Below are 19,996 nucleotides of genomic sequence, written 5' to 3' on the forward strand. Positions count from 1 at the left end.
GAAAGCAGGAAGCACAGTCCGGCAGCCAGGCTGGCCGGGAAGGGTCTGTTGGGTTTCATGTGCCTGTAGTTGTTTAAGTTAAGTCCTGTTAATTTGTCTTAAAACGCAAAGAAATAAATTTTTATTATAGAAATGTAACATTTTACGAATAAAAATATATTTCTTGGCAAATCTAGGTCCATGCGGAAAACTCCCGTTACATAAAATCTGTAAAAATTGTTAAAGTTTATGATGGGAGCCTATTTTGATTTCGAGTAAAAAAGTTTATAAAACAACAACATTGCATGTTTGCAAGTTATAAAGTATCTTTGCGCCTTAATTCGAAAATCTAAATATGAATAAATTACTGATTGTTGGAACAGTTGCTTTCGACGCTATAGAAACTCCTTTCGGGAAGACAGATAAAATTTTAGGGGGAGCAGGAACTTATATCGGATTGTCCGCTTCGTTTTTTAACCTTAAATCTGCCATAGTTTCTGTTGTGGGTGATGATTTTCCTCAAGAGTATTTGGATTTGCTGACAGCAAGAAATATTGACATTTCAGGATTGGAAATCGTAAAAGGAGGCAAGACTTTCTTTTGGAGCGGACGCTACCATAACGATCTTAATTCGAGAGATACATTAGATACACAACTAAACACATTGGCCGATTTTCAGCCAAAAGTTCCTCAGGATTTCAAAGATGCTGATGTTGTAATGTTGGGCAACCTGCACCCGTTGGTTCAGGCAAGTGTTTTGGACCAGATGGAGAAGAAACCAAAATTGGTTGTGTTGGACACGATGAATTTTTGGATGGATTGCGCACTACCAGAATTATTGGAAGTAATGAAGCGTGTTGATGTGATTACAATCAACGACGAAGAAGCAAGACAGCTTACAGGGGAATATTCTTTGGTAAAAGCGGCAGCAAAAATTCATACAATGGGTCCGGAATATGTCGTAATCAAAAAAGGCGAACACGGAGCATTACTTTTCCATGGTAAAGAAATTTTCTTTGCACCGGCATTGCCATTGGAAGAAGTTTTTGACCCGACCGGAGCGGGAGATACGTTTGCAGGTGGATTCGCAGGATATATTACGCAGAGTGAAAACATATCTTTCAAAAACATGAAAAATGCAATTATCTACGGTTCGAACCTGGCTTCCTTCTGTGTAGAAAAATTCGGGACGCAAAGAATGGAAAACCTGAGCAAAACTGAAGTGCAGGAAAGACTGCAACAGTTTAAGGCCCTCACCCAGTTCGATATCGTATTGGAAGAATAGCGGATAAGACCGAAGCCTCATGATGGGGCTTTTTTTTATTTATATAATAAAGTTTTTATGCCATATAAAACTTTATAACTGCCACAAAGACTTGAAAAACAAATTGGTACAAGAATTGCTTTAATAATACGACAACTACAACAACACAACAACACAATGAGCGACGCTTTAAAACACGAGTGTGGTATAGCCCTTTTAAGATTGAAAAAACCGTTAGAGTTTTATAAAGAAAAATACGGTTCGGCTTTTTATGGAGTACAGAAAATGTATCTCCTGATGGAAAAGCAACACAACAGAGGACAGGATGGAGCAGGTTTTGCCAGTATCAAATTTGATGTTGAGCCGGGCGAAAGGTATATCAGCCGTGTCAGATCCAATGACCCACAACCGATTCAGGATGTTTTTGCCCAAATCAATGCCCGCATTAATGACGAATTATCCAATCATCCGGAATATGCCGAAAGCGTAGCGCTTCAGAAAAAAAATATACCTTATATAGGAGAGCTTTTTTTGGGCCATGTGCGTTACGGAACTTTCGGGAAAAACAGTATAGAGAGCGTACACCCGTTCCTGCGCCAGAACAACTGGATGCATAGAAATCTTATTGTAGCCGGAAACTTCAACATGACCAATGTGAAGGAACTTTTCGACAGTCTTGTTGAATTGGGGCAGCATCCAAAAGAAATGGCAGATACTGTTACTGTAATGGAAAAGATAGGTCACTTTCTAGATGATGAAGTGACAGGTCTTTATCAGGATTGTAAAAATGAAGGGTTTTCCAAAAGAGATGCCTCTCCAATTATTGCTGAAAGATTAGATGTTGCCAAAATACTCCGCAGAGCTTCAAAAGGCTGGGATGGAGGTTACGCAATGGCAGGCCTTTTTGGACATGGTGATGCTTTTGTTTTCAGAGATCCTGCAGGAATTCGTCCGGCCTATTTCTATGAAGACGATGAAATTACAGTAGTAGCTTCAGAAAGACCGGTAATTCAGACGGTTTTTAACGTGTCGTTTGACAAAGTACAGGAACTTGATCCGGGTCATGCTTTAATTATCAAGAAAAACGGTAAAGTATCCAAAGAAGAAATTATTGCTCCGGTAGAGAAGAAAGCCTGTTCCTTTGAGAGGATTTACTTCTCCAGAGGCAGCGATGCGGAAATCTATCAGGAAAGAAAAGATTTAGGAAAACTGATTCTTCCTGCCGTGCTGGAAGCAATTGATCAGGACACTGACAACACGGTTTTCTCCTATATTCCAAATACGGCAGAAACCTCTTTCTACGGAATGGTGGAAGCCGCCCAGGATTTTCTTAATCAGAGAAAAAACAATTACATACTCGAAAATAGGAATACGCTAACCAAGGAAACGCTGCAACAGTTGCTTGCCGTTAAGATACGTACTGAAAAAGTAGCTATCAAGGATGCCAAGCTGCGAACGTTTATTACGGAAGACAGCAGCCGTGATGATTTGGTTGCCCATGTTTATGATGTTACCTATGGCGTAATTAAGCCGGATGATAACCTTGTTATTATCGACGACAGTATCGTAAGGGGAACCACGCTAAAGAAAAGTATCCTAAAAATGATGGACAGGCTGAATCCTAAAAAGATTGTGATAGTCTCTTCAGCACCACAAATCCGCTATCCGGATTGTTATGGTATTGATATGGCCAAACTTGAGGGCTTGGTTGCTTTTCAGGCGGCTTTAGAGCTTTTGAAAGAAAGAAACCTGTATCATATTGTGGATGAAGTCTATGCCAAATGTAAGGCACAGGAAAACTTTAAGGATATAGATGTGATTAATTATGTCAATGAAATATATGCTCCGTTTCAGCCGGAAGAAATCTCAGACAAGATTGCACAAATGTTGAGTTCGGAAGGCATTAAGGCCGAAGTAAAGATTATTTTCCAATCGGTCGAAAACCTTCATGTTGCCTGTCCTAAAAATCTGGGCGATTGGTATTTCACAGGAAATTATCCAACTCCGGGAGGAAACAGGGTGGTCAACAGAGCCTTCATGAATTTTTACGAAGGAAAAGATTCGAGAGCATACTAAAATCAGACGAAATAATGCAGTTGGTCGACTTTATGAAATAGTTAATCTATTTAATTTTGTCTGTTGGCGCAAATTATCTTATATTTGGAGGACCATAGCATTAGTAGGTTAAGTTTATGGTAGATTTGGGGCAAAAAGGGTGGAAGCAATTCCGCCTTTTTTATTTTATATACTTCTCATTCCCCAATATACTTAGGTTTTCAGGTGTTAAAATCCTTTTTCTTAACAAATTCCCGCACTTTATCGATTATTTGTACGCTTTAACAGAAATAATTGCAGGGCAAAACAAATGCCCTTACTTTCGTAGGACCATAGCATTAGTAGGTTAAGTTTATGGTAGATTTGGGGCAAAAAGGGTGGAAGCAATTCCGCCTTTTTTATTTTTATAAACCTCTGTAAAAAATAAAAACGCCCTGAACAGTCAGGACGTTTTCTCGTTAAAATAAGGGGGAAAATATTATTTCTCCATAGCATATCTTCTCGCAACCTCTTCCCAATTAATTACATTGAAAAAAGCCTCGATATAATCAGGTCTTCTGTTTTGATAATTCAGGTAATAAGCATGTTCCCAAACATCCATTCCTAAAATTGGAGTACCTCCGCAACCTACGTCCGGCATTAAAGGGTTGTCCTGGTTAGGAGTACCGCAAACCTCCAATTTACCGCCTTTGTGAACACAAAGCCAGGCCCATCCTGAACCAAATTGCGTAGCTCCCGCCTTTGAGAATTTAGCCTTAAACTCTTCAAAAGTTCCAAAATCTTTTTCAATGGCATCCAAAAGGTCACCCTTTGGAAGTCCGCCACCGTTTGGAGACATTACCTTCCAGAATAAATTGTGGTTGTAGTAGCCGCCGCCATTATTTCTAACAGCCGCATTCTTTTTGTCAAGATTGATAAGGATGTTTTCAATAGTCAAACCATCTAGGTCAGTGCCTTGAATAGCCGCGTTCAGGTTAGTTGTGTAAGCATTATGGTGCTTTGTATGGTGGATTTCCATTGTTCTAGCATCGATATGCGGTTCCAGTGCATCATAAGCATACGGTAATTTTGGTAATTCAAAAGCCATAATATATATTTTTATTCAGATTAATAAATATTTTATTCAAATTTAAACATTTAACTTTGGAATAAGAAATACTATTTTGTTATAATTATATTAGGGAAAATGATAATATCCTAGAAAACACAGGGAATCAAGTAAAAAACTGTATTTTTCAAAAGGAAATTATGTAATTTAATAACAAAAAGATACAAAAGTTCGTTTTAGCTGTAAAGGCAACAAACAATTTTGTTTATTAATATTCAAGACATGAAAATCAGCCATTTTTTCTCAATTCTCTTTTTGGTCAGTTTTTCTGTATATGGGCAATATACCTATGATAAGTCTAAAATTTCAAACAAGGTCTTAAAAATTGTAAAAAAGATTGAAAAAATTAATGTTGTCAAAGAAGAAGGTGATGGAGTGGGAAAGATATCTGAGCAATATGAGAATTATGAAAAACTAATAAAAATAGCTACTCCAAAAGAATTAGCTGTTTTAACAAGTTATCCAAATGGAGCTGTAAGATGTTATGCTTTTATTGGATTAACGTCAGATGAAAAGCTAAAAGAAACTGTCGATATATTTAAAATAGTAAAAGATCATATTCAGGACAATGAATTTGTTGAAAGCCAATCAGGCTGTATTATAAGTAGCGAATCAGTTGCCGATTTTTTTATAAGAACTGTTGAGCAAAAAGATTATAAGTTGAATTTTTATACATACCAACTAAATAGCCAGCAGCAAAAAGAAATAGACAGTCTGCTTATAGTAGGTAAAAATGACTCCTATGCTCGACAAAAGGCGATACAATCTTTGCAAATCAACGCTCAGAATTATCCTTTACTAAGAAAGTTAGTGGTTGAAGAAAAAAACGATACGGCATTACCGAAACTTGCGGAATACAAAAAAGAAGAAGATTTGCAGCTTATTCTGGGCTTTCATAAAATTAAAACAGAGATTAATGAAGATGAGAGGTTGTATGCCACTTATCTTGCAATTCAAGAATTTCCACATCCTGCTTTTTTTCCTTTTCTAAAAGAAAGGCAAAGTGAGACTTTTGGCAAAGAGTACTTTAGTAATGAATGGGAATCACTTTATAATGCAATAGCCAGATATAAAAATCGAGAAGCATTCGAGTTGCTCCAATTGCCTTTTGCAAAAATCGTTTACACAAACGTGCGAAAATATCATCTTGGATTTGTGTATGACGCAATAGAAAATTCCCCTTGCCCTCTTTATGATGATTTGTTATGGAAGCTTTGGGAAGAAGAAAATATTTATACGTTAAAAGCCCTTAAACATTTGCTGGATTTGGATCCAAAAAGAGCCTATAAAAATATAAGAAAAGAATTTGAAATAACTTCAGAGATTAAAAATCCTAACCTCGATCTGGATAGAAAGAAATTTTCAGAAATAGAAAACAGGGAAGAATTAATGTTGAACTTGGTGATAGCAAATGAAAAAGAAATCGCATTGGAAGTAATCAGCAATAAAATAAGACAGGCAAATGTGCATGATTTTCCATTGTACACTAAGTATGCTTTGAAGCTTAAAAATCCAATATTTGTAGTACCACTTTTTGAAAGATTAAGAATCGAAAGTAATCCATATACCTATCTGGAAATTGTAAAAACATTGTTTGACTATAATGAAGACACAATTAATGTAGAAGTTGTCAATACATTGGCTGTTAATAAAAACCTTTCCCAAGGTTGGGGAGGCACACAATTAAAAGGCATGTTGTTAGAGAAAAAACTGATAAAAGAATAAAATGCACAAAACCGCATTCACCTTATATGACGCTTCAGCCGGTTCCGGAAAAACTTTTACGCTGGTAAAAGAATACCTGAAAATACTCCTGACATCACCCAAAAATGATGCTTACAGGAATATCCTTGCCATTACTTTTACCAATAAGGCCGTAGGCGAGATGAAAAGCAGGATTGTTTCCAGTCTTTCAGAATTTGCTAAAGACGAACCCGCTCCAAAAGCGGTAGAACTCATGGAGGCCATACAGCAGGAAACCGCGTTGAATGCCACTGATATTAAAATAAAAGCCAGGCAGATTATCAAAAACATCATCCATAATTATGCTTCGTTTGATATTTCTACAATAGACAAGTTTACCCATAAGGTCATCCGTGCCTTTGCACATGACCTTGGCTTGCCTATCACTTTTGACGTTTCGTTAGAAACCGATAATCTTTTGACGGAAGCCGTAGATGCTATTATTGCACAAGCCGGAGAAGATGAAACACTCACGAAGCTTTTGGTGGATTTTACGATGGAAAAAACCGATGATGACAAAAGCTGGGACGTGACAAGAGAAATTCTTGACACCGGAAAACTCCTGCTCAATGAAAACAACCGGAATGAAATTGTCCATTTCCAGGATAAATCCATTTCAGAGTTCGTAGAAATAAAAAAGAAAATCCAACAGATAGTTACAGACCTTGAAGCAGAATGTGCCGTTTTGGCACAAGAAGCCATTGCTGTAATAACGGCGGCGGGAGTAGATGAAAAATCCTTTTCAGGAGGCTATTTCCCCAAACACCTGCAAAGCATCAGAGAAGGCAGGTTCAACCCCAAAAACAAAACCTATCACGAAGCCGAAGACATTAAAATAAATAAAACGGCAAAAGACAAGGAAATTATTGAAGGCATCATTCCCGAACTGCTTTCCCTTTTAAAACGGGTTTATAAAAATCAGGAAAAAATGGCCTTTTATATGGCTTTTCTGAAAAATATCACACCGCTGTCATTGCTCAATACGGTAAGCCAGGAATTGTCAAAAATTCAGAAGGAGCAGAACATACTGTCGATTTCGGAGTTTAACGCCATCATCTACAAAGAAATCCAAAATCAGCCGGCGCCTTTTATCTACGAAAGGCTGGGTGAAAAATACAAGCATTTTTTTATTGATGAATTTCAGGACACTTCAGAAATGCAATGGCAGAACCTTATCCCGCTAATTGACAATGCGCTTTCCAGTGAAGATTTGCAGGGAGAAAGAGGCTCGCTAATGATTGTAGGTGATCCAAAACAATCTATTTACCGTTGGCGCGGCGGTAAGGCAGAACAGTTTATCGAATTGAGCAAGGAACATAATCCGTTTAACAATCCGGATAAGAAAATTGAACATCTGGACAGGAATTTCAGAAGTTATTCAGAAATCATTCAGTTCAATAACGGATTTTTCAAGATGATATCGGAACAGTTTACCAATCCGGATTATAAAAATCTTTATGAAAACCATAGCCATCAGGAACATAACTCCAAAATTGGCGGTTATATCAATATTTCCTTTCTACCTAAAATTGAAAAAGCGGAAGGTGACGACGAAGAAACTCCAGACAAAACCAGACAGTATGTACAGGCGACACTGGTTGCCATCAAAAAATCGCTTGCACAAGGATTTGAATACAAAGACATAGCTATACTGACAAGAAGGCGCGACCAGGGAATAGCCGTGGCCGGATATCTGACAGAGCAGGGAATACCTATTCTTTCTTCTGAAACCTTGATGATTGAAAACGCTACCGAAGTCATCTTCATACTGAATGTGCTCCGCTATCTGAACAACAGCAGCAATCTTGAAGCAAAAGCCTATTTGCTACAATATATAGGAGAATATGTACAGAAACAATTGCCGGTTCATGACTTTATTTTCCAGGGTATGGAAAACAGAAATGAAAAAGAGTTCGAAAATTGGCTGATGTCGTTTGATATTTCGCTGTCGTTTCAGGAGCTTAGAAGAAAGTCGTTATATGAAGCCGTAGAAAGTATCATATCAAAGTTTATAAATCTGAAACAGAACAATGCCTACATTCAGTATTTTCTTGATTTGGTTTTGGAAAGAGATATCAAAAACCAGGCAGGCATTACAGATTTTCTCTCTTATTGGGAGAAAAATGGCCATAAATTCAGTATTCCGTCTCCTGAAGGAAAAAATGCAGTTCGCATCCTGACCATCCACAAATCCAAAGGATTGGAGTTTCCGGTAGTAATTTTTCCGTTTGCGGAAGAAGATTATTCCAGACGGCCTAAAGACAAATTATGGCTGGACAGTGAAGATAATATTTCTGAATTGCCAAGGGTGTTGATTGATAACAGCAGTGCTGTTGAAGGTTTTGGAGAAGAAGCTTCTTTAGTCTATCAGCAAAAAAAACAGGAAGATTTGCTTGACAATGTCAACGTACTCTATGTAGCGCTGACCCGTGCCGAAGAACAGCTTTATATTATTTCAAGCATGAACCTTTCTGCAAAAGGAGAATTGCCTAAAAATAACATGGCGCTTTTTTTTATAAATTATCTCGAAAAATTTGTCGGTTTCGACATCCAAAAGCATGAATATGAAATTGGAAGCCCGGAAAGAATCTCCCATAAAAGTCCAATCGGGGAAGAGGCACGAAAAATTCCTTTTGTCAGGGAAGTACTGGACCCCAAAAACATAAAGATTGCCCAGCGTGAATCCTTAATGTGGGGAACACATCAGCAAAAGGCTATTGAATATGGGAATATTGTCCATGAAATACTTTCGTATATCGGAACCGCTTCCGATGTCGGGCTGGCACTCACCAAAGCAATAGAAAACGGACTGATAGTTGAAAGCCAGCAAGAAGAGGTGGCCAAAACCATTTCCCTGATACTGGGCCATCCGGAACTTATGGATTATTTTGCAGAAGGCAATAATGTCATGAATGAGCAAACTATTATCCGGAAAGAAGGAACACCTATCAAGCCGGACAGAATGGTTATGGCGCAAGATAATAAAGTATACCTGCTTGACTATAAAACCGGTTCTCACAACCGGAAATACCTGCAACAGTTGGAAGCCTACGAACAGGCAATAGAAAAAATGGGATTTCAGGTTGCCAAAAAAGCATTGGTATATATCGGAGAAGAAGTAAATGTAGTAAATTTGTAAAATCAGGAAAAGCCATATATCGAACGATACCTGGCATCGAAAAATAAAAACCAAATACAGAAAATATGTACGGAAAAATCCAGCAATATCTGCAAGAAGAATTGCAAACCATAGAAGACAATGGGATTTTCAAAAAAGAAAGAATAATTACTTCGCCTCAAGGAGCAGAAATCACAATTTCGACAGGAGAAAAAGTATTGAACTTCTGCGCCAATAACTATCTCGGACTATCGTCGCATCCGGAAGTGGTTCAGGCAGCCAAAGATGCTTTGGATACACACGGTTTCGGAATGTCGTCCGTTCGCTTTATCTGCGGAACACAGGACATCCACAAAACTTTGGAAAAAAAGATAGCCGATTTTTACGGAACCGAAGATACTATCTTATATGCCGCAGCGTTTGACGCGAACGGAGGTGTTTTCGAACCTTTATTCGGTGAAAATGATGCGATTATATCCGATTCTTTAAACCATGCCTCCATTATAGACGGTGTCCGTTTGTGCAAGGCCGCACGTTACCGTTATGAAAACAGTAACATGGAAGACCTGGAGCAGCAGCTAATCAAAGCAAATGAAGCCGGCCATCGTTTTAAGATTATCGTTACTGACGGTGTTTTCTCCATGGACGGATTAGTGGCGCCATTAGACAAGATTTGTGACCTGGCAGATAAATATGATGCTTTGGTAATGGTAGACGAATGCCATGCTGCAGGATTTATAGGTGCCACAGGAAAAGGAACCCTGGAGGCCAAAGGTGTGATGGGAAGAGTGGACATCGTTACGGGAACACTCGGAAAAGCTTTGGGTGGTGCTATGGGCGGTTACACAACAGCCAAAAAAGAAATCATTGAACTGTTGCGCCAACGTTCAAGACCTTATTTGTTTTCAAATTCTTTGGCGCCTTCAATCGTAGGTGCGTCAATCAAGGTTTTTGAACTTTTAGAAAAAGATACTACTTTGAGAGATAAGCTGGAATGGAACACCAATTACTTTAAAAAAGGAATGAAAGAAGCCGGTTTTGATATAATAGATGGAGATTCTGCCATTGTTCCTGTAATGCTTTATGATGCCAAATTATCACAAAATATGGCCAATGAATTGTTAAAAGAAGGAATTTATGTAATAGGATTTTTCTTTCCGGTTGTGCCAAGAGACAAAGCTAGGATTCGTGTACAACTTTCCGCAGCACATACAAAAGAACACTTAGATGCTGCTATTCAGGCATTTACGACTGTAGGAAAAAGGTTAAATGTAATATAAAATGAGTTTTAACTAAATTTGAGTTAATTTTTTAACATAAATCTTTGTAATTACCTTTTAACATATTACTTTTGTCTTAATTAACGTATTGTAATCTAATAAAATTAAGTATGAAACATCTAAACAAAATTTTTGCTGCTATGTTGTTAGCTGTAGGCTTAAATGCCAATGCACAGGATAGCGACAATCCATGGGCTATTTCCTTTGGAGCTAATGCTGTAGATACAAGATTTAGTGCAGCTCAGAAATTTGAAGATCAGTTTTCGAATTTTTTCAATGCAAAAGACAACTGGAACATTTTGCCTTCAGTTTCTTATTTGAATGTATCTAGATACATAGGTTCTGGATTCTCTTTCGGAGTAACAGGATCTGTGAACAGAATTGATAAATTTGTGAATAAAGTTCCTGGAACTTACACTACTTTTGAAACTACTAATCCTGGTGATTTGATGTATTACGCAGTTGATGGTGTTATTAAGTACAGCTTCATGGACTTGATCAACTCTAAAGTTATTGATCCTTTCGCTCACGTTGGAGGTGGTTACACTTTCTTTGGTGATGCTAGCTACGGAACAGTAAACGGAGGTTTAGGTTTGACTTTATGGTTTACAGAAACTGTAGGTTTGACACTTCAATCTACTTACAAGCACTCATTTGATGAGAACTTGAGACGTCCAAACGGAGACGTTCCAACTCACATCCAGCACTTTGCAGGTCTTACTTTCAAATTTGGAGGTAAAGATACTGACGGTGACGGAATCTATGACAAAGATGATGCTTGTCCAGACCAGGCTGGTCTAAAACAATTCCAAGGATGTCCTGATACTGACGGTGACGGTATTCCTGATAAAGATGACGCTTGTCCAGAAGTTGCTGGTTTAGCAGCTTTCCAAGGATGTCCTGATACTGACGGTGACGGTATTCCTGATAAAGATGATGCTTGTCCAAACGAAGCAGGTACTAAAGCTATGAACGGATGTCCAGACAGAGACGGTGACGGTGTTGCTGACAATGTTGACAAATGTCCAGATGTTAAAGGACCAAAAGAAAATGGTGGATGCCCATGGCCAGATAGAGATGGTGACGGTGTATTCGATAAAGATGACAGATGTCCAGATGTGAAAGGTACAGTTGCTAACCACGGTTGTCCAGAAATCACTGAAGAGCAGGTTAACAAATTGAATGCTTACGCTAAAACTATCTTGTTCAACAGCGGTAAGTCTACATTCAAACCAGAAACTATGCCAGTATTGGAAGCTATCAACGCTATCCTTAAAGAATACCCAACTTCAAGATTCTCTATTGAAGGACACACTGACAGCGACGGTTCTAACGCGTTAAACCAAACGCTTTCTGAAAACAGAGCTGCAGCAGTTAAAAACTACTTGATTGAAAACGGAATCGAATCTTCTAGATTGAGATCTACAGGTTTCGGTGAAACTAGACCAATCGATACTAACAAAACTGCTAAAGGTAAAGCTAACAACAGAAGAGTTGAAGTAAAATTGATCAAAGATTAATTTTAACCTAAATAGTTTTAAAAACGCCTCGATTTATCGGGGCGTTTTTTTATTTTTATCCTATGGCAGAAACTACGTTTTTAGATAAAATCGCTTCTATAATAGTGGATGGGAGTACCAACACCTTGTCCAATCTGGTAGTCGTATTGCCAAACAAAAGAGCTAAGGTTTTTCTTATTGAAGCCTTAAGAAATAAGACCGAAAACACCATTTTTGCTCCTAAAATTATCAGTATTGAAGACTTTATTCAGGACATAGCCGGAATCCGTTCTATTGACAGTATCGAACTCGTATTTGAATTCTATGAGGTGTATCTGAGTATTACCAGCAAAGAAAAACAGCAGCCTTTTGAATTGTTTGCCAACTGGGCCAAAACCCTCTTACAGGATTTTAATGAAATAGACAGGTATCTTTTAGAACCCAACCATGTGCTTTCCTATCTCAAGGACATTGAAGACATCAAACATTGGTCTGTAGATGCCGAGAAAAGAACTCCAATGATTGATAATTACCTTCAGTTTTGGAGTCTGCTTCCTAAATATTATGAAGAATTATACAGCCATCTCTTAAATAAAGGAATTGGCTATCAGGGGTTGATTTACAGAGAATCTGTTAAGAACCTCAATCATTTCACAAATGCCATTGGCAGGAAAGAATTTCTTTTTGCCGGATTCAATGCCCTGAATGCTTCCGAAGAAAAAATCGTACAGCATTTATTGGCAACCGAAAAAGCCAGAATTTTTTGGGATGCCGACGAAACCTTCCTAAACGACCCATTCCATGATGCCGGACTATTTTTAAGACGTTTCAAAGAAAACTGGAAACATTACAAAAGCCATCCCTTTGAATGGATTGTAGATGATTTTAAGCAGCATAAAAACATACAGATAATTGGCACGCCCAAAACTATTGGTCAGGCAAAAATTGCAGGGAAAATTGTGGAAGAACATGCCGGAAAAGAAACCACATTAAATAAAACAGCAGTTGTACTGGGAGAAGAAAATCTGCTGGTGCCGTTGCTCTATTCCCTGCCGTCTTCTGTAGCTGCAATGAACATAACAATGGGATATTCAGGGAAAAATAATCCTGCCCAAATTTTAATAGCAAAACTGTTTAAGCTGCATTCCAATGCACTTTCCAGAAATCCGAACAGTTACGTTTTCTATTATAAAGATGTTTTGGATGTACTCACGCATCCGTTAATTGAACCTTATTCAAAAACATCCGACCTGGTCAATACCATCAATCAGAATAATTATACCTTTATTACCTATAACAAGCTTTTTGAGCTGAATCAGAGCCAAAGCGATTTGTTTTTATTGCTATTCCGAAAATGGGACAAGGGTTCAATGCCGGTTTTGGAAACGATTTCCGGTCTCTTACTTCAGATAAAATCCAATTTGAGTAATGATGATGAAGGAGAAAAAATAACAAAGGCATTCGTATATTCCATTTTTAAGGTAATCAATAAGCTAATAAATTATTATTCAAAACACAGGCATATTGACACCATAGAAACCCTTTTTGCGGTTTATAAGCAAATTATTGACCTGGCCGAAGTTTCTTTTGAAGGTGAGCCGCTTAACGGATTACAGGTTATGGGTGTGCTCGAAAGCCGTGTTCTGGATTTTGAAACGGTTATCGTTACTTCAATGAACGAAGGAAAATTTCCTGCGGGAAAATCCCAAAATTCATTTATACCTTATGATGTCAAACGGGAATTGGGATTGCCAACGTTTAAAGAAAAAGACGCTATCTATACCTATCACTTTTATCATTTGCTGCAAAGGGCAAAAAACATCTATCTGCTTTACAATACAGAAAGTGAAGGATTGGATGGTGGAGAAAAGAGCCGGTTCATTACTCAGTTGGAGGTCGAAAAACAGAAAAACCATAACATAACGCATGAAATTTACAACGCTGCTTTGCCTGATGTGGCCTATCGCCCCATAGTAATACCGAAATCGGAAAGCGTAATGCAGCGCCTTAAAGAAATTGCGGAAAAAGGCTTTTCACCATCGGCTTTGACAAGCTATATCCGAAACCCGATACAGTTCTATACGCAAAAGATTCTTCGCATTAGTGAAGTAGAAGAAGTTGAAGAGAATATCGCCTTAAATACATTGGGAACCATCATACACGAAACATTGCGTGTTTTGTATGAACCTTACATCGGTAAATTTTTATCGGCAGAGGACATCAAAAATTGCATAAAGAAGATTGATGAGGAAGTGCTGAAGCAATTTAAGATTGTTTACAAAGAAGGAGAAATCAAAAAGGGACGAAACCTACTTGCTTTTGAAGTAGCGAAAAGGAACGTTCTTAATTTCCTAAAACTGGAATTGCAGGAAATTGAAAAAAGTGATGATAATGCTGTAAAGATAGTCGCCTTGGAACATACTTATGAAAGGCTTTTGGAGCATCCAGATCTGCCTTATCCGGTATTGATTAAAGGAAATGTAGACAGGATAGAACAACGAAACGGAAAAATCAGAATTATCGATTACAAGACGGGTAAAGTCGATGGTAAAGAAGTTACGCTAAAACAATGGGACAAGCTGACAGAGGAAATAAAAAATGACAAGATTATCCAGGTATTGGCGTATGCCTTTATGTATGAGCCTCATTTGGAAGGGCAAGAAATAGAAGTTGGGATTATTTCGTTTAAAAACCTGAAATCGGGCTTCCTGCCATTTCAGTTTAAAATTGATAAAACCGAAATTTCAGTCGTAAATGAAGAAATATCCGGTAACTATATTGAACAGCTGGTCTTGCTTTTAAATGAAATTCTGGATAAGGATATTCCTTTTAGGGAAAAACTTTAAATGCTTTTAAAGAAATCCAGCAATTCTTTCTTGAGCTGTTCGCGGTTTTCAATAGGGCTCATGTGTCCGTCAGGGAAAGAAAGCAATTTTGCCGAAGTATTTTCTATCTGTTCAATGTTCTCATCATAATTTAAGACCGGATCGCTTTTGCCAAGAACCAATAAAATTGGATAAGGAGCAAAATGCAATATAACTTCACGATCCTTTCTGATTTTCATGCCTTCAAGAGATGCTACTATTCCTTGCAAAGGTGTTTTTAGGGCCTCTTCTTTTACGTTTTCAATTTCATCAGCCAGTCTTTCGCGGTTATTTTCGCTGAACAGATTGGCTATAGAAAGGCGGACAAAATTAGTATAATTCTGTTTTACTGCTTTGATGGCGCGGTCACGATTTGCTTTGCGCTCGTCACTGTCGGCTCTGGATGTTGAATTGAGTAAAACAATTCCTTTGACGGCGTCAGGATACAATTCGGCAAAAGCCAGCGCAACATAGCCGCCCATTGAATGTCCTACAAAAGCAGCCTTTCTGATTTTTAGCTCTGATAATACTGCATGAACGGCATCGGCATTATCTTCCATAGAATGCACATAACCCATTGGTTCAGTCGCTCCATGACCTAACAAATCAATGCAGATAATCCTGTATTTCTTAGAAAATTCAGGAATAAAATGTGTCCACATGCTACTGTTTTCCAGAAAACCATGAAGCAATACAATAGCAGTTCCCTTCCCGGAATCAGTATAAGAAATAGTTGTGTTTTTGTAGATTATCTGTTTCAAAGCGCTTAGTTTGTTTTGCAAAGGTAAATTCCTTTTTTTAAAAATTATATTTTTTTGCCGCAGATTAAAGGATTAACACAGATTCAAGAATCATCAAAATCTCTTAATCTGTGGCAAAAAAAAAGCGGCCCGCAATCAGCAAGCCGCCTTCAAAATTTTAAGTCTAAAGTCTCAAGTCTCAAGTCCAAAGTCTCAAGTCCAAAGTCTTAAATCATAAATCTACAATCATAAATCACAAATCTGCAATCTAAAATCTACTGATTCATCAAACTTTCAATTTCTTCAATTTCAATAGGAATATTTCGCATCAGGTTAAACGGTTCCCCGCTTTGCTGTACAACAACATTATCTTCCAGCCTGATACCGAATCCTTCAGCAGGAATATAAATTCCGGGTTCTACGGTAAATACCATATTGGCTTGCATCGGTTCGTGAAGTAAACCGTAATCGTGCGTGTCCAATCCCATGTGGTGAGAAGTTCCGTGCATGAAATATTTTTTATAGGCCGGCCAATCCGGATTTTCATTTTGTACATCGGCTTTATCAATTAGTCCTAATCCTAATAATTCGGAAGTCATCAATTTACCAACCTCTACATGATATTGTTTCCAAAGCGTTCCCGGAACAAGCATTTTCGTAGCCTCATTTTTCACTCTCAACACGGCATTATAAACAGCTTTCTGTCTTTCAGTATAACGGCCTGAAACAGGAATCGTTCTGGACAGGTCGCTGGAATAATTGGCATATTCAGCAGCCACATCCAGCAAGATTAAATCGCCTGCCTTACACTGCTGATTATTTTCGATATAATGCAATACGTTTGCGTTATTTCCGGAAGCAATAATTGGCGTATAGGCAAATCCTTTGGAACGGTTTCGGATAAACTCATGAATCAGTTCGGCTTCAATTTCATATTCCGTTACGTTAGGTTTTACAAAAGACAATAATCTTCTGAATCCTTTTTCCGTGATGTTGCAGGCTTGCTGAATCAGGTCAATTTCTTCACTTTCTTTAACAGAACGCAGGCGTTGCAGGATCGGATTTGATTTTTCTACTTTATGGGCAGGATAATTTTCTTTCCACCATTTTACAAAACGGGCTTCACGGGTTTCGGTTTCAATCGTTGCACGATAGTGTTCATTGGTGTTGATATATATCGTGTCGGCATAAGCCATAATTTCTTTTAGGGTCTTATGAAAATCCTGCAACCAGATTACGGTTTTGATTCCGGAAACCTCAAAAGCTCTTTCTTTGGTTAGTTTTTCGCCTTCCCAAATGGCAATATGTTCGTTTGTTTCTTTTAGGAAAAGAATTTCCTTTAAGTGTTCGTATGGTGCATCCGGAAAAAGAAGCAGTATGCTTTCTTCTTGGTCAATGCCGCTTAAATAAAAAATATCTCTATGTTGGGCAAAAGGCAGCGTGCTGTCTGCAGAAACAGGATAAATGTCATTGGAATTAAAAACGGCAACACTGTTTGGTTTCATATGAGCCGTGAACTTTTGTCGGTTTTTGATAAAAAGCTGACGGTCTATCTGATGGTATTTCATAAATAAAAACTTTTGAAGATTGTATTCCCAAAAGTAGCGAAAGATATTTTTTGGCAAGTAGCCAAATGGCGTTATTTTATGTTTTTTCGAATACGGCTCATGTGTCGGGAAGAAATCCCGAGAAAAGAAGCCAGGTAATGCAAAGGGACCTCCTGAAGCAGTTTGGGTTCTGTTGAAAGTAGTTTTCTGTAACGTTCTTCCGGAGATAAGGTTAGGAGGTCAATACGGTAATCATCGATAAGGCAGAGCTGTTTTTCAATCAGATTGTAATAAAACTGGTGAAAAGCCTCGTTGTTTTCAATCAGGTTTTTAAAAGTAGGCAGGTCTACAATCCACAAACCGCAATCTGAAATCGCCTTGATGCTTTTTCGGGATGGTTTCCCAAATAAAAAGCTGTTTAAGGAGCTGGTGACAGAATTGCGCAATGCCAGATAGGTTGTTTTTTCTTCACCATCAACCATAATAGCATGTTGCAGAATGCCGCTTTCGATATAGCAGAAATGTTGGCAAATCTCACCTTCTTTTACAAAAAAGTCGTTTTTCTTTAAAGGCAGATAAGTAAAGGCGTTTTTTGATTTTTCAAGCAACTCCGGAAATGAATCATCATCAGTATTGGAAAATACCGTGAGATAGTCTAAAAAAATAGAAGGAGCTGTTTTCATAAAAGCAAAATTACCTAAAAATAGTGAAGTCTGGTAAACCGGTATTCTGCATTTTATAATAAAAAAAGGCAATTTCAATAATGGCAAACAGCAGATAATAGGATTTTTACAGATTTAAAACCGGGCTTTAGAGAAATTGGTAATTCGGTTTTTTCATTTTGCTGTCGGCCTATTTATGGCTATTTTAGCGCTAGATTTTAAAACGCACAAAATGAAATATTTTTTCCACATACTTGCTCTGGCCGTTTCGTTCAATTTAGTAGCTCAGGACAAGCTTCCGTACCAATTGTATGATAAAAACGGGAAGAAAACGACTTATAAAAAAATGTTGAAAGAAGCAGGAGATGCTGAAGTTGTTTTGTTTGGAGAACACCATGATAATTCTGTTGTACACTGGCTACAGCTGGAATTTACGAAAGACCTGGCGGAAAAAAAGTCATTGGTTCTGGGTGCAGAAATGATAGAAGCAGATAACCAGAAGCAACTCAACCAATATTTGAAAGGAGAAATCAATCAAAAAGCATTCGACACTTTGGCAAGGCTTTGGAACAACCACAAAACCGACTATAAGCCGTTGGTGGATTTTGCAAAATCTAAAAACCTGACCTTTGTGGCGGCTAATATCCCGAGAAGATATGCCAGTTTGGTGTACAAACAAGGTTTTGAAGCATTAGACAAACTGTCTGCAAAGGAAAAAACATGGATAGCGCCTTTGCCAATAGCCTATGATAAGAATCTTCCCGGATATGTAAAAATGCTTAGTATGATGGGCGACCATGCCCATGAAAATATGCCAAAAGCACAGGCGGTAAAAGATGCTACAATGGCGTATTTTATTTTAAAAAATTTAAAGCCAAATACGGTTTTTGTGCACTATAACGGAACCTATCACAGCGATAATTTCGAAGGGATTAATTGGTATTTGAAACGTCAAAATCCGAGTTTGAAAATAATGACCATTGCTACGGTTTCTCAAAAAGATATCTCGAAAATCGAAAAAGAAAATCTAAAGTTGGCCGATTTTATAATCGTAACCGACGAAGATGTGACCAAAACTTTCTAAAAATACTGGAATTCCGACTGATTTTAACGTAATTGAAAGAGGTGTTTTTTGCGATTTATTTTTCTTTTAGTAATTATTGACGCTTAAAATTATTGGTAATGAAATTTTAAGCCTCTTTTACTGCAAAAGATATTCACTTTATACTGATTATAAATAATCCGAAAAGGTTGTAGTTAATTTGAATATGCGTTATTTTTGTGTGATTTTTTAAAACACACAAACAACTCTTATGGCAAAATCTGCAATCTTAAAGTCATCACTGGCAAAAAAGTACTGGATGGCTCTAACAGGTTTATTTTTATGCTTGTTTTTAGTAGGACATTTAGCTGGAAACCTGCAATTGATTTTTAGCGATGCACTGCACTTCAATCAATATGCATTGTTTATGACCACAAACCCCGTGGTAAAGCTGCTTTCTTACCTGACGTACATTTCAATTCTTTTTCACGCAGTAGACGGTATTCTCCTGACTGTTCAAAACAGAAAAGCAAGGCCTATCCGGTATGCAATGGAAAATCCTTCAGCAAATTCAACATGGGCTTCAAGAAACATGGCGGTTTTAGGAACCTTGATTTTGGTTTTTATCGTAACGCACATGGTTAACTTTTGGGCGGTAATGCATTTTGATAAGAATATGCCATTGCAGTCTGTTGCAAATGGTGATTCACAGGTGTATGTGATGGTTGATGGTAGTTACATTCCTCAGGAATTTGTGACTAGCGGTGATGTGAAAATTGAACACAGAACAGAGTTTTTTGACTCTAAAAGCGGACTTAAAATAGGCGAGGGCTATAAAGATTTGCATAAAATTACTTTTGAATTCTTTAAAGACTCTGAATACGGCCTAATCGCAACAATACTATATGTAATTGCAATGTTCGTATTGTCTTTCCACTTATGGCATGGTTTTGCCAGCGCATTCCAATCATTAGGAGCAAATAACCCAAAATATAACGGAGTAATTAAAGGTTTCGGTAAAGCCTTTTCGGTTATCGTACCGCTTCTTTTCGCAATTATTCCGGTTTACATTCACTTTTTTGCTAAATAACACAC

Annotated in this window: 13 protein-coding genes; 9 read left to right on the forward strand and 4 right to left on the reverse strand. The window is 37.8% G+C overall.

Features of this window, described 5'->3' with window-relative positions:
- Positions 1-334 precede the first annotated feature (334 nt).
- A complete protein-coding gene (locus tag BGO88_RS16160; RefSeq protein ID WP_286707576.1) occupies positions 335-1,264 on the forward strand; it encodes a PfkB family carbohydrate kinase in 930 nt (309 codons plus the stop codon).
- A 156-nt stretch (positions 1,265-1,420) separates the two neighbouring features.
- The gene (locus tag BGO88_RS16165) at positions 1,421-3,319 is read left to right on the forward strand and encodes an amidophosphoribosyltransferase (RefSeq protein ID WP_286707577.1); all 1,899 of its coding nucleotides are present in this window, start codon (positions 1,421-1,423) and stop codon (positions 3,317-3,319) included.
- A 457-nt stretch (positions 3,320-3,776) separates the two neighbouring features.
- Here the strand turns inward: BGO88_RS16165 and BGO88_RS16170 are convergent, their stop codons facing one another.
- Complete coding sequence (locus BGO88_RS16170; RefSeq protein WP_056067599.1) at positions 3,777-4,385, reverse strand: superoxide dismutase; 609 nt, start codon at positions 4,383-4,385, stop codon at positions 3,777-3,779.
- Between the two features lie 243 nt (positions 4,386-4,628).
- Between BGO88_RS16170 and BGO88_RS16175 the strand changes: the two genes are divergently transcribed.
- The 5 genes from BGO88_RS16175 to BGO88_RS16195 all read left to right on the forward strand — a co-directional run bounded on the left by BGO88_RS16175 (position 4,629) and on the right by BGO88_RS16195 (position 14,892).
- Positions 4,629-6,131, forward strand: a complete 1,503-nt coding sequence (locus BGO88_RS16175) for a hypothetical protein (RefSeq protein WP_286707578.1) — start codon at positions 4,629-4,631, stop codon at positions 6,129-6,131.
- Position 6,132: 1 nt separating this feature from the next.
- Positions 6,133-9,288, forward strand: a complete 3,156-nt coding sequence (locus BGO88_RS16180; protein WP_286707579.1) for a UvrD-helicase domain-containing protein — start codon at positions 6,133-6,135, stop codon at positions 9,286-9,288.
- A 65-nt stretch (positions 9,289-9,353) separates the two neighbouring features.
- A complete protein-coding gene (gene kbl / locus BGO88_RS16185; protein ID WP_056067603.1) occupies positions 9,354-10,547 on the forward strand; it encodes a glycine C-acetyltransferase in 1,194 nt (397 codons plus the stop codon).
- Between the two features lie 110 nt (positions 10,548-10,657).
- A complete protein-coding gene (locus BGO88_RS16190; protein ID WP_286707580.1) occupies positions 10,658-12,067 on the forward strand; it encodes an OmpA family protein in 1,410 nt (469 codons plus the stop codon).
- A 62-nt stretch (positions 12,068-12,129) separates the two neighbouring features.
- A complete protein-coding gene (locus BGO88_RS16195) occupies positions 12,130-14,892 on the forward strand; it encodes a PD-(D/E)XK nuclease family protein (protein WP_286707581.1) in 2,763 nt (920 codons plus the stop codon).
- On the opposite strand, the gene BGO88_RS16200 is transcribed toward BGO88_RS16195, so the two are convergent.
- From BGO88_RS16200 to BGO88_RS16210, 3 genes are all read right to left on the reverse strand, one after another.
- Positions 14,889-15,671 (reverse strand): alpha/beta fold hydrolase, encoded by a 783-nt coding sequence (locus BGO88_RS16200; protein ID WP_286707582.1) that lies wholly within the window; start codon positions 15,669-15,671, stop codon positions 14,889-14,891. The genes BGO88_RS16195 and BGO88_RS16200 overlap by 4 nt on opposite strands.
- 254 nt (positions 15,672-15,925) lie before the next feature.
- On the reverse strand, positions 15,926-17,218 hold the full coding sequence (locus tag BGO88_RS16205) for an aminopeptidase P family protein (RefSeq protein ID WP_056067612.1): 1,293 nt from the start codon (positions 17,216-17,218) through the stop codon (positions 15,926-15,928).
- 71 nt (positions 17,219-17,289) lie between these two features.
- Positions 17,290-17,880: a Crp/Fnr family transcriptional regulator gene (locus tag BGO88_RS16210; RefSeq protein ID WP_056068439.1), complete on the reverse strand. Its 591-nt coding sequence runs from the start codon at positions 17,878-17,880 to the stop codon at positions 17,290-17,292.
- 211 nt (positions 17,881-18,091) lie between these two features.
- Between BGO88_RS16210 and BGO88_RS16215 the strand changes: the two genes are divergently transcribed.
- Both BGO88_RS16215 and BGO88_RS16220 read left to right on the forward strand, forming a co-directional pair.
- Positions 18,092-18,943 (forward strand): ChaN family lipoprotein, encoded by an 852-nt coding sequence (locus BGO88_RS16215; RefSeq protein ID WP_286707583.1) that lies wholly within the window; start codon positions 18,092-18,094, stop codon positions 18,941-18,943.
- 229 nt (positions 18,944-19,172) lie between these two features.
- Positions 19,173-19,991 (forward strand): succinate dehydrogenase cytochrome b subunit, encoded by an 819-nt coding sequence (locus BGO88_RS16220; RefSeq protein ID WP_286707584.1) that lies wholly within the window; start codon positions 19,173-19,175, stop codon positions 19,989-19,991.
- Positions 19,992-19,996 lie beyond the last annotated feature (5 nt).

Source organism: Flavobacterium sp. 38-13 (genome assembly GCF_001899155.1).
Taxonomy (GTDB): Bacteria; Bacteroidota; Bacteroidia; order Flavobacteriales; family Flavobacteriaceae; genus Flavobacterium; species Flavobacterium lindanitolerans.

Excerpts from the sequence above, each read along its gene's own strand:
- BGO88_RS16160 (WP_286707576.1), top strand. The coding sequence starts at position 335 with ATGAATAAATTACTGATTGTTGGAACAGTTGCTTTCGACGCTATAGAA.
- BGO88_RS16165 (WP_286707577.1), top strand. The coding sequence starts at position 1,421 with ATGAGCGACGCTTTAAAACACGAGTGTGGTATAGCCCTTTTAAGATTG.
- BGO88_RS16170 (WP_056067599.1), bottom strand. The coding sequence starts at position 4,385 with ATGGCTTTTGAATTACCAAAATTACCGTATGCTTATGATGCACTGGAA.
- BGO88_RS16175 (WP_286707578.1), top strand. The coding sequence starts at position 4,629 with ATGAAAATCAGCCATTTTTTCTCAATTCTCTTTTTGGTCAGTTTTTCT.
- BGO88_RS16180 (WP_286707579.1), top strand. The coding sequence starts at position 6,133 with ATGCACAAAACCGCATTCACCTTATATGACGCTTCAGCCGGTTCCGGA.
- kbl (WP_056067603.1), top strand. The coding sequence starts at position 9,354 with ATGTACGGAAAAATCCAGCAATATCTGCAAGAAGAATTGCAAACCATA.
- BGO88_RS16190 (WP_286707580.1), top strand. The coding sequence starts at position 10,658 with ATGAAACATCTAAACAAAATTTTTGCTGCTATGTTGTTAGCTGTAGGC.
- BGO88_RS16195 (WP_286707581.1), top strand. The coding sequence starts at position 12,130 with ATGGCAGAAACTACGTTTTTAGATAAAATCGCTTCTATAATAGTGGAT.
- BGO88_RS16205 (WP_056067612.1), bottom strand. The coding sequence starts at position 17,218 with ATGAAATACCATCAGATAGACCGTCAGCTTTTTATCAAAAACCGACAA.
- BGO88_RS16210 (WP_056068439.1), bottom strand. The coding sequence starts at position 17,880 with ATGAAAACAGCTCCTTCTATTTTTTTAGACTATCTCACGGTATTTTCC.
- BGO88_RS16215 (WP_286707583.1), top strand. The coding sequence starts at position 18,092 with ATGAAATATTTTTTCCACATACTTGCTCTGGCCGTTTCGTTCAATTTA.
- BGO88_RS16220 (WP_286707584.1), top strand. The coding sequence starts at position 19,173 with ATGGCAAAATCTGCAATCTTAAAGTCATCACTGGCAAAAAAGTACTGG.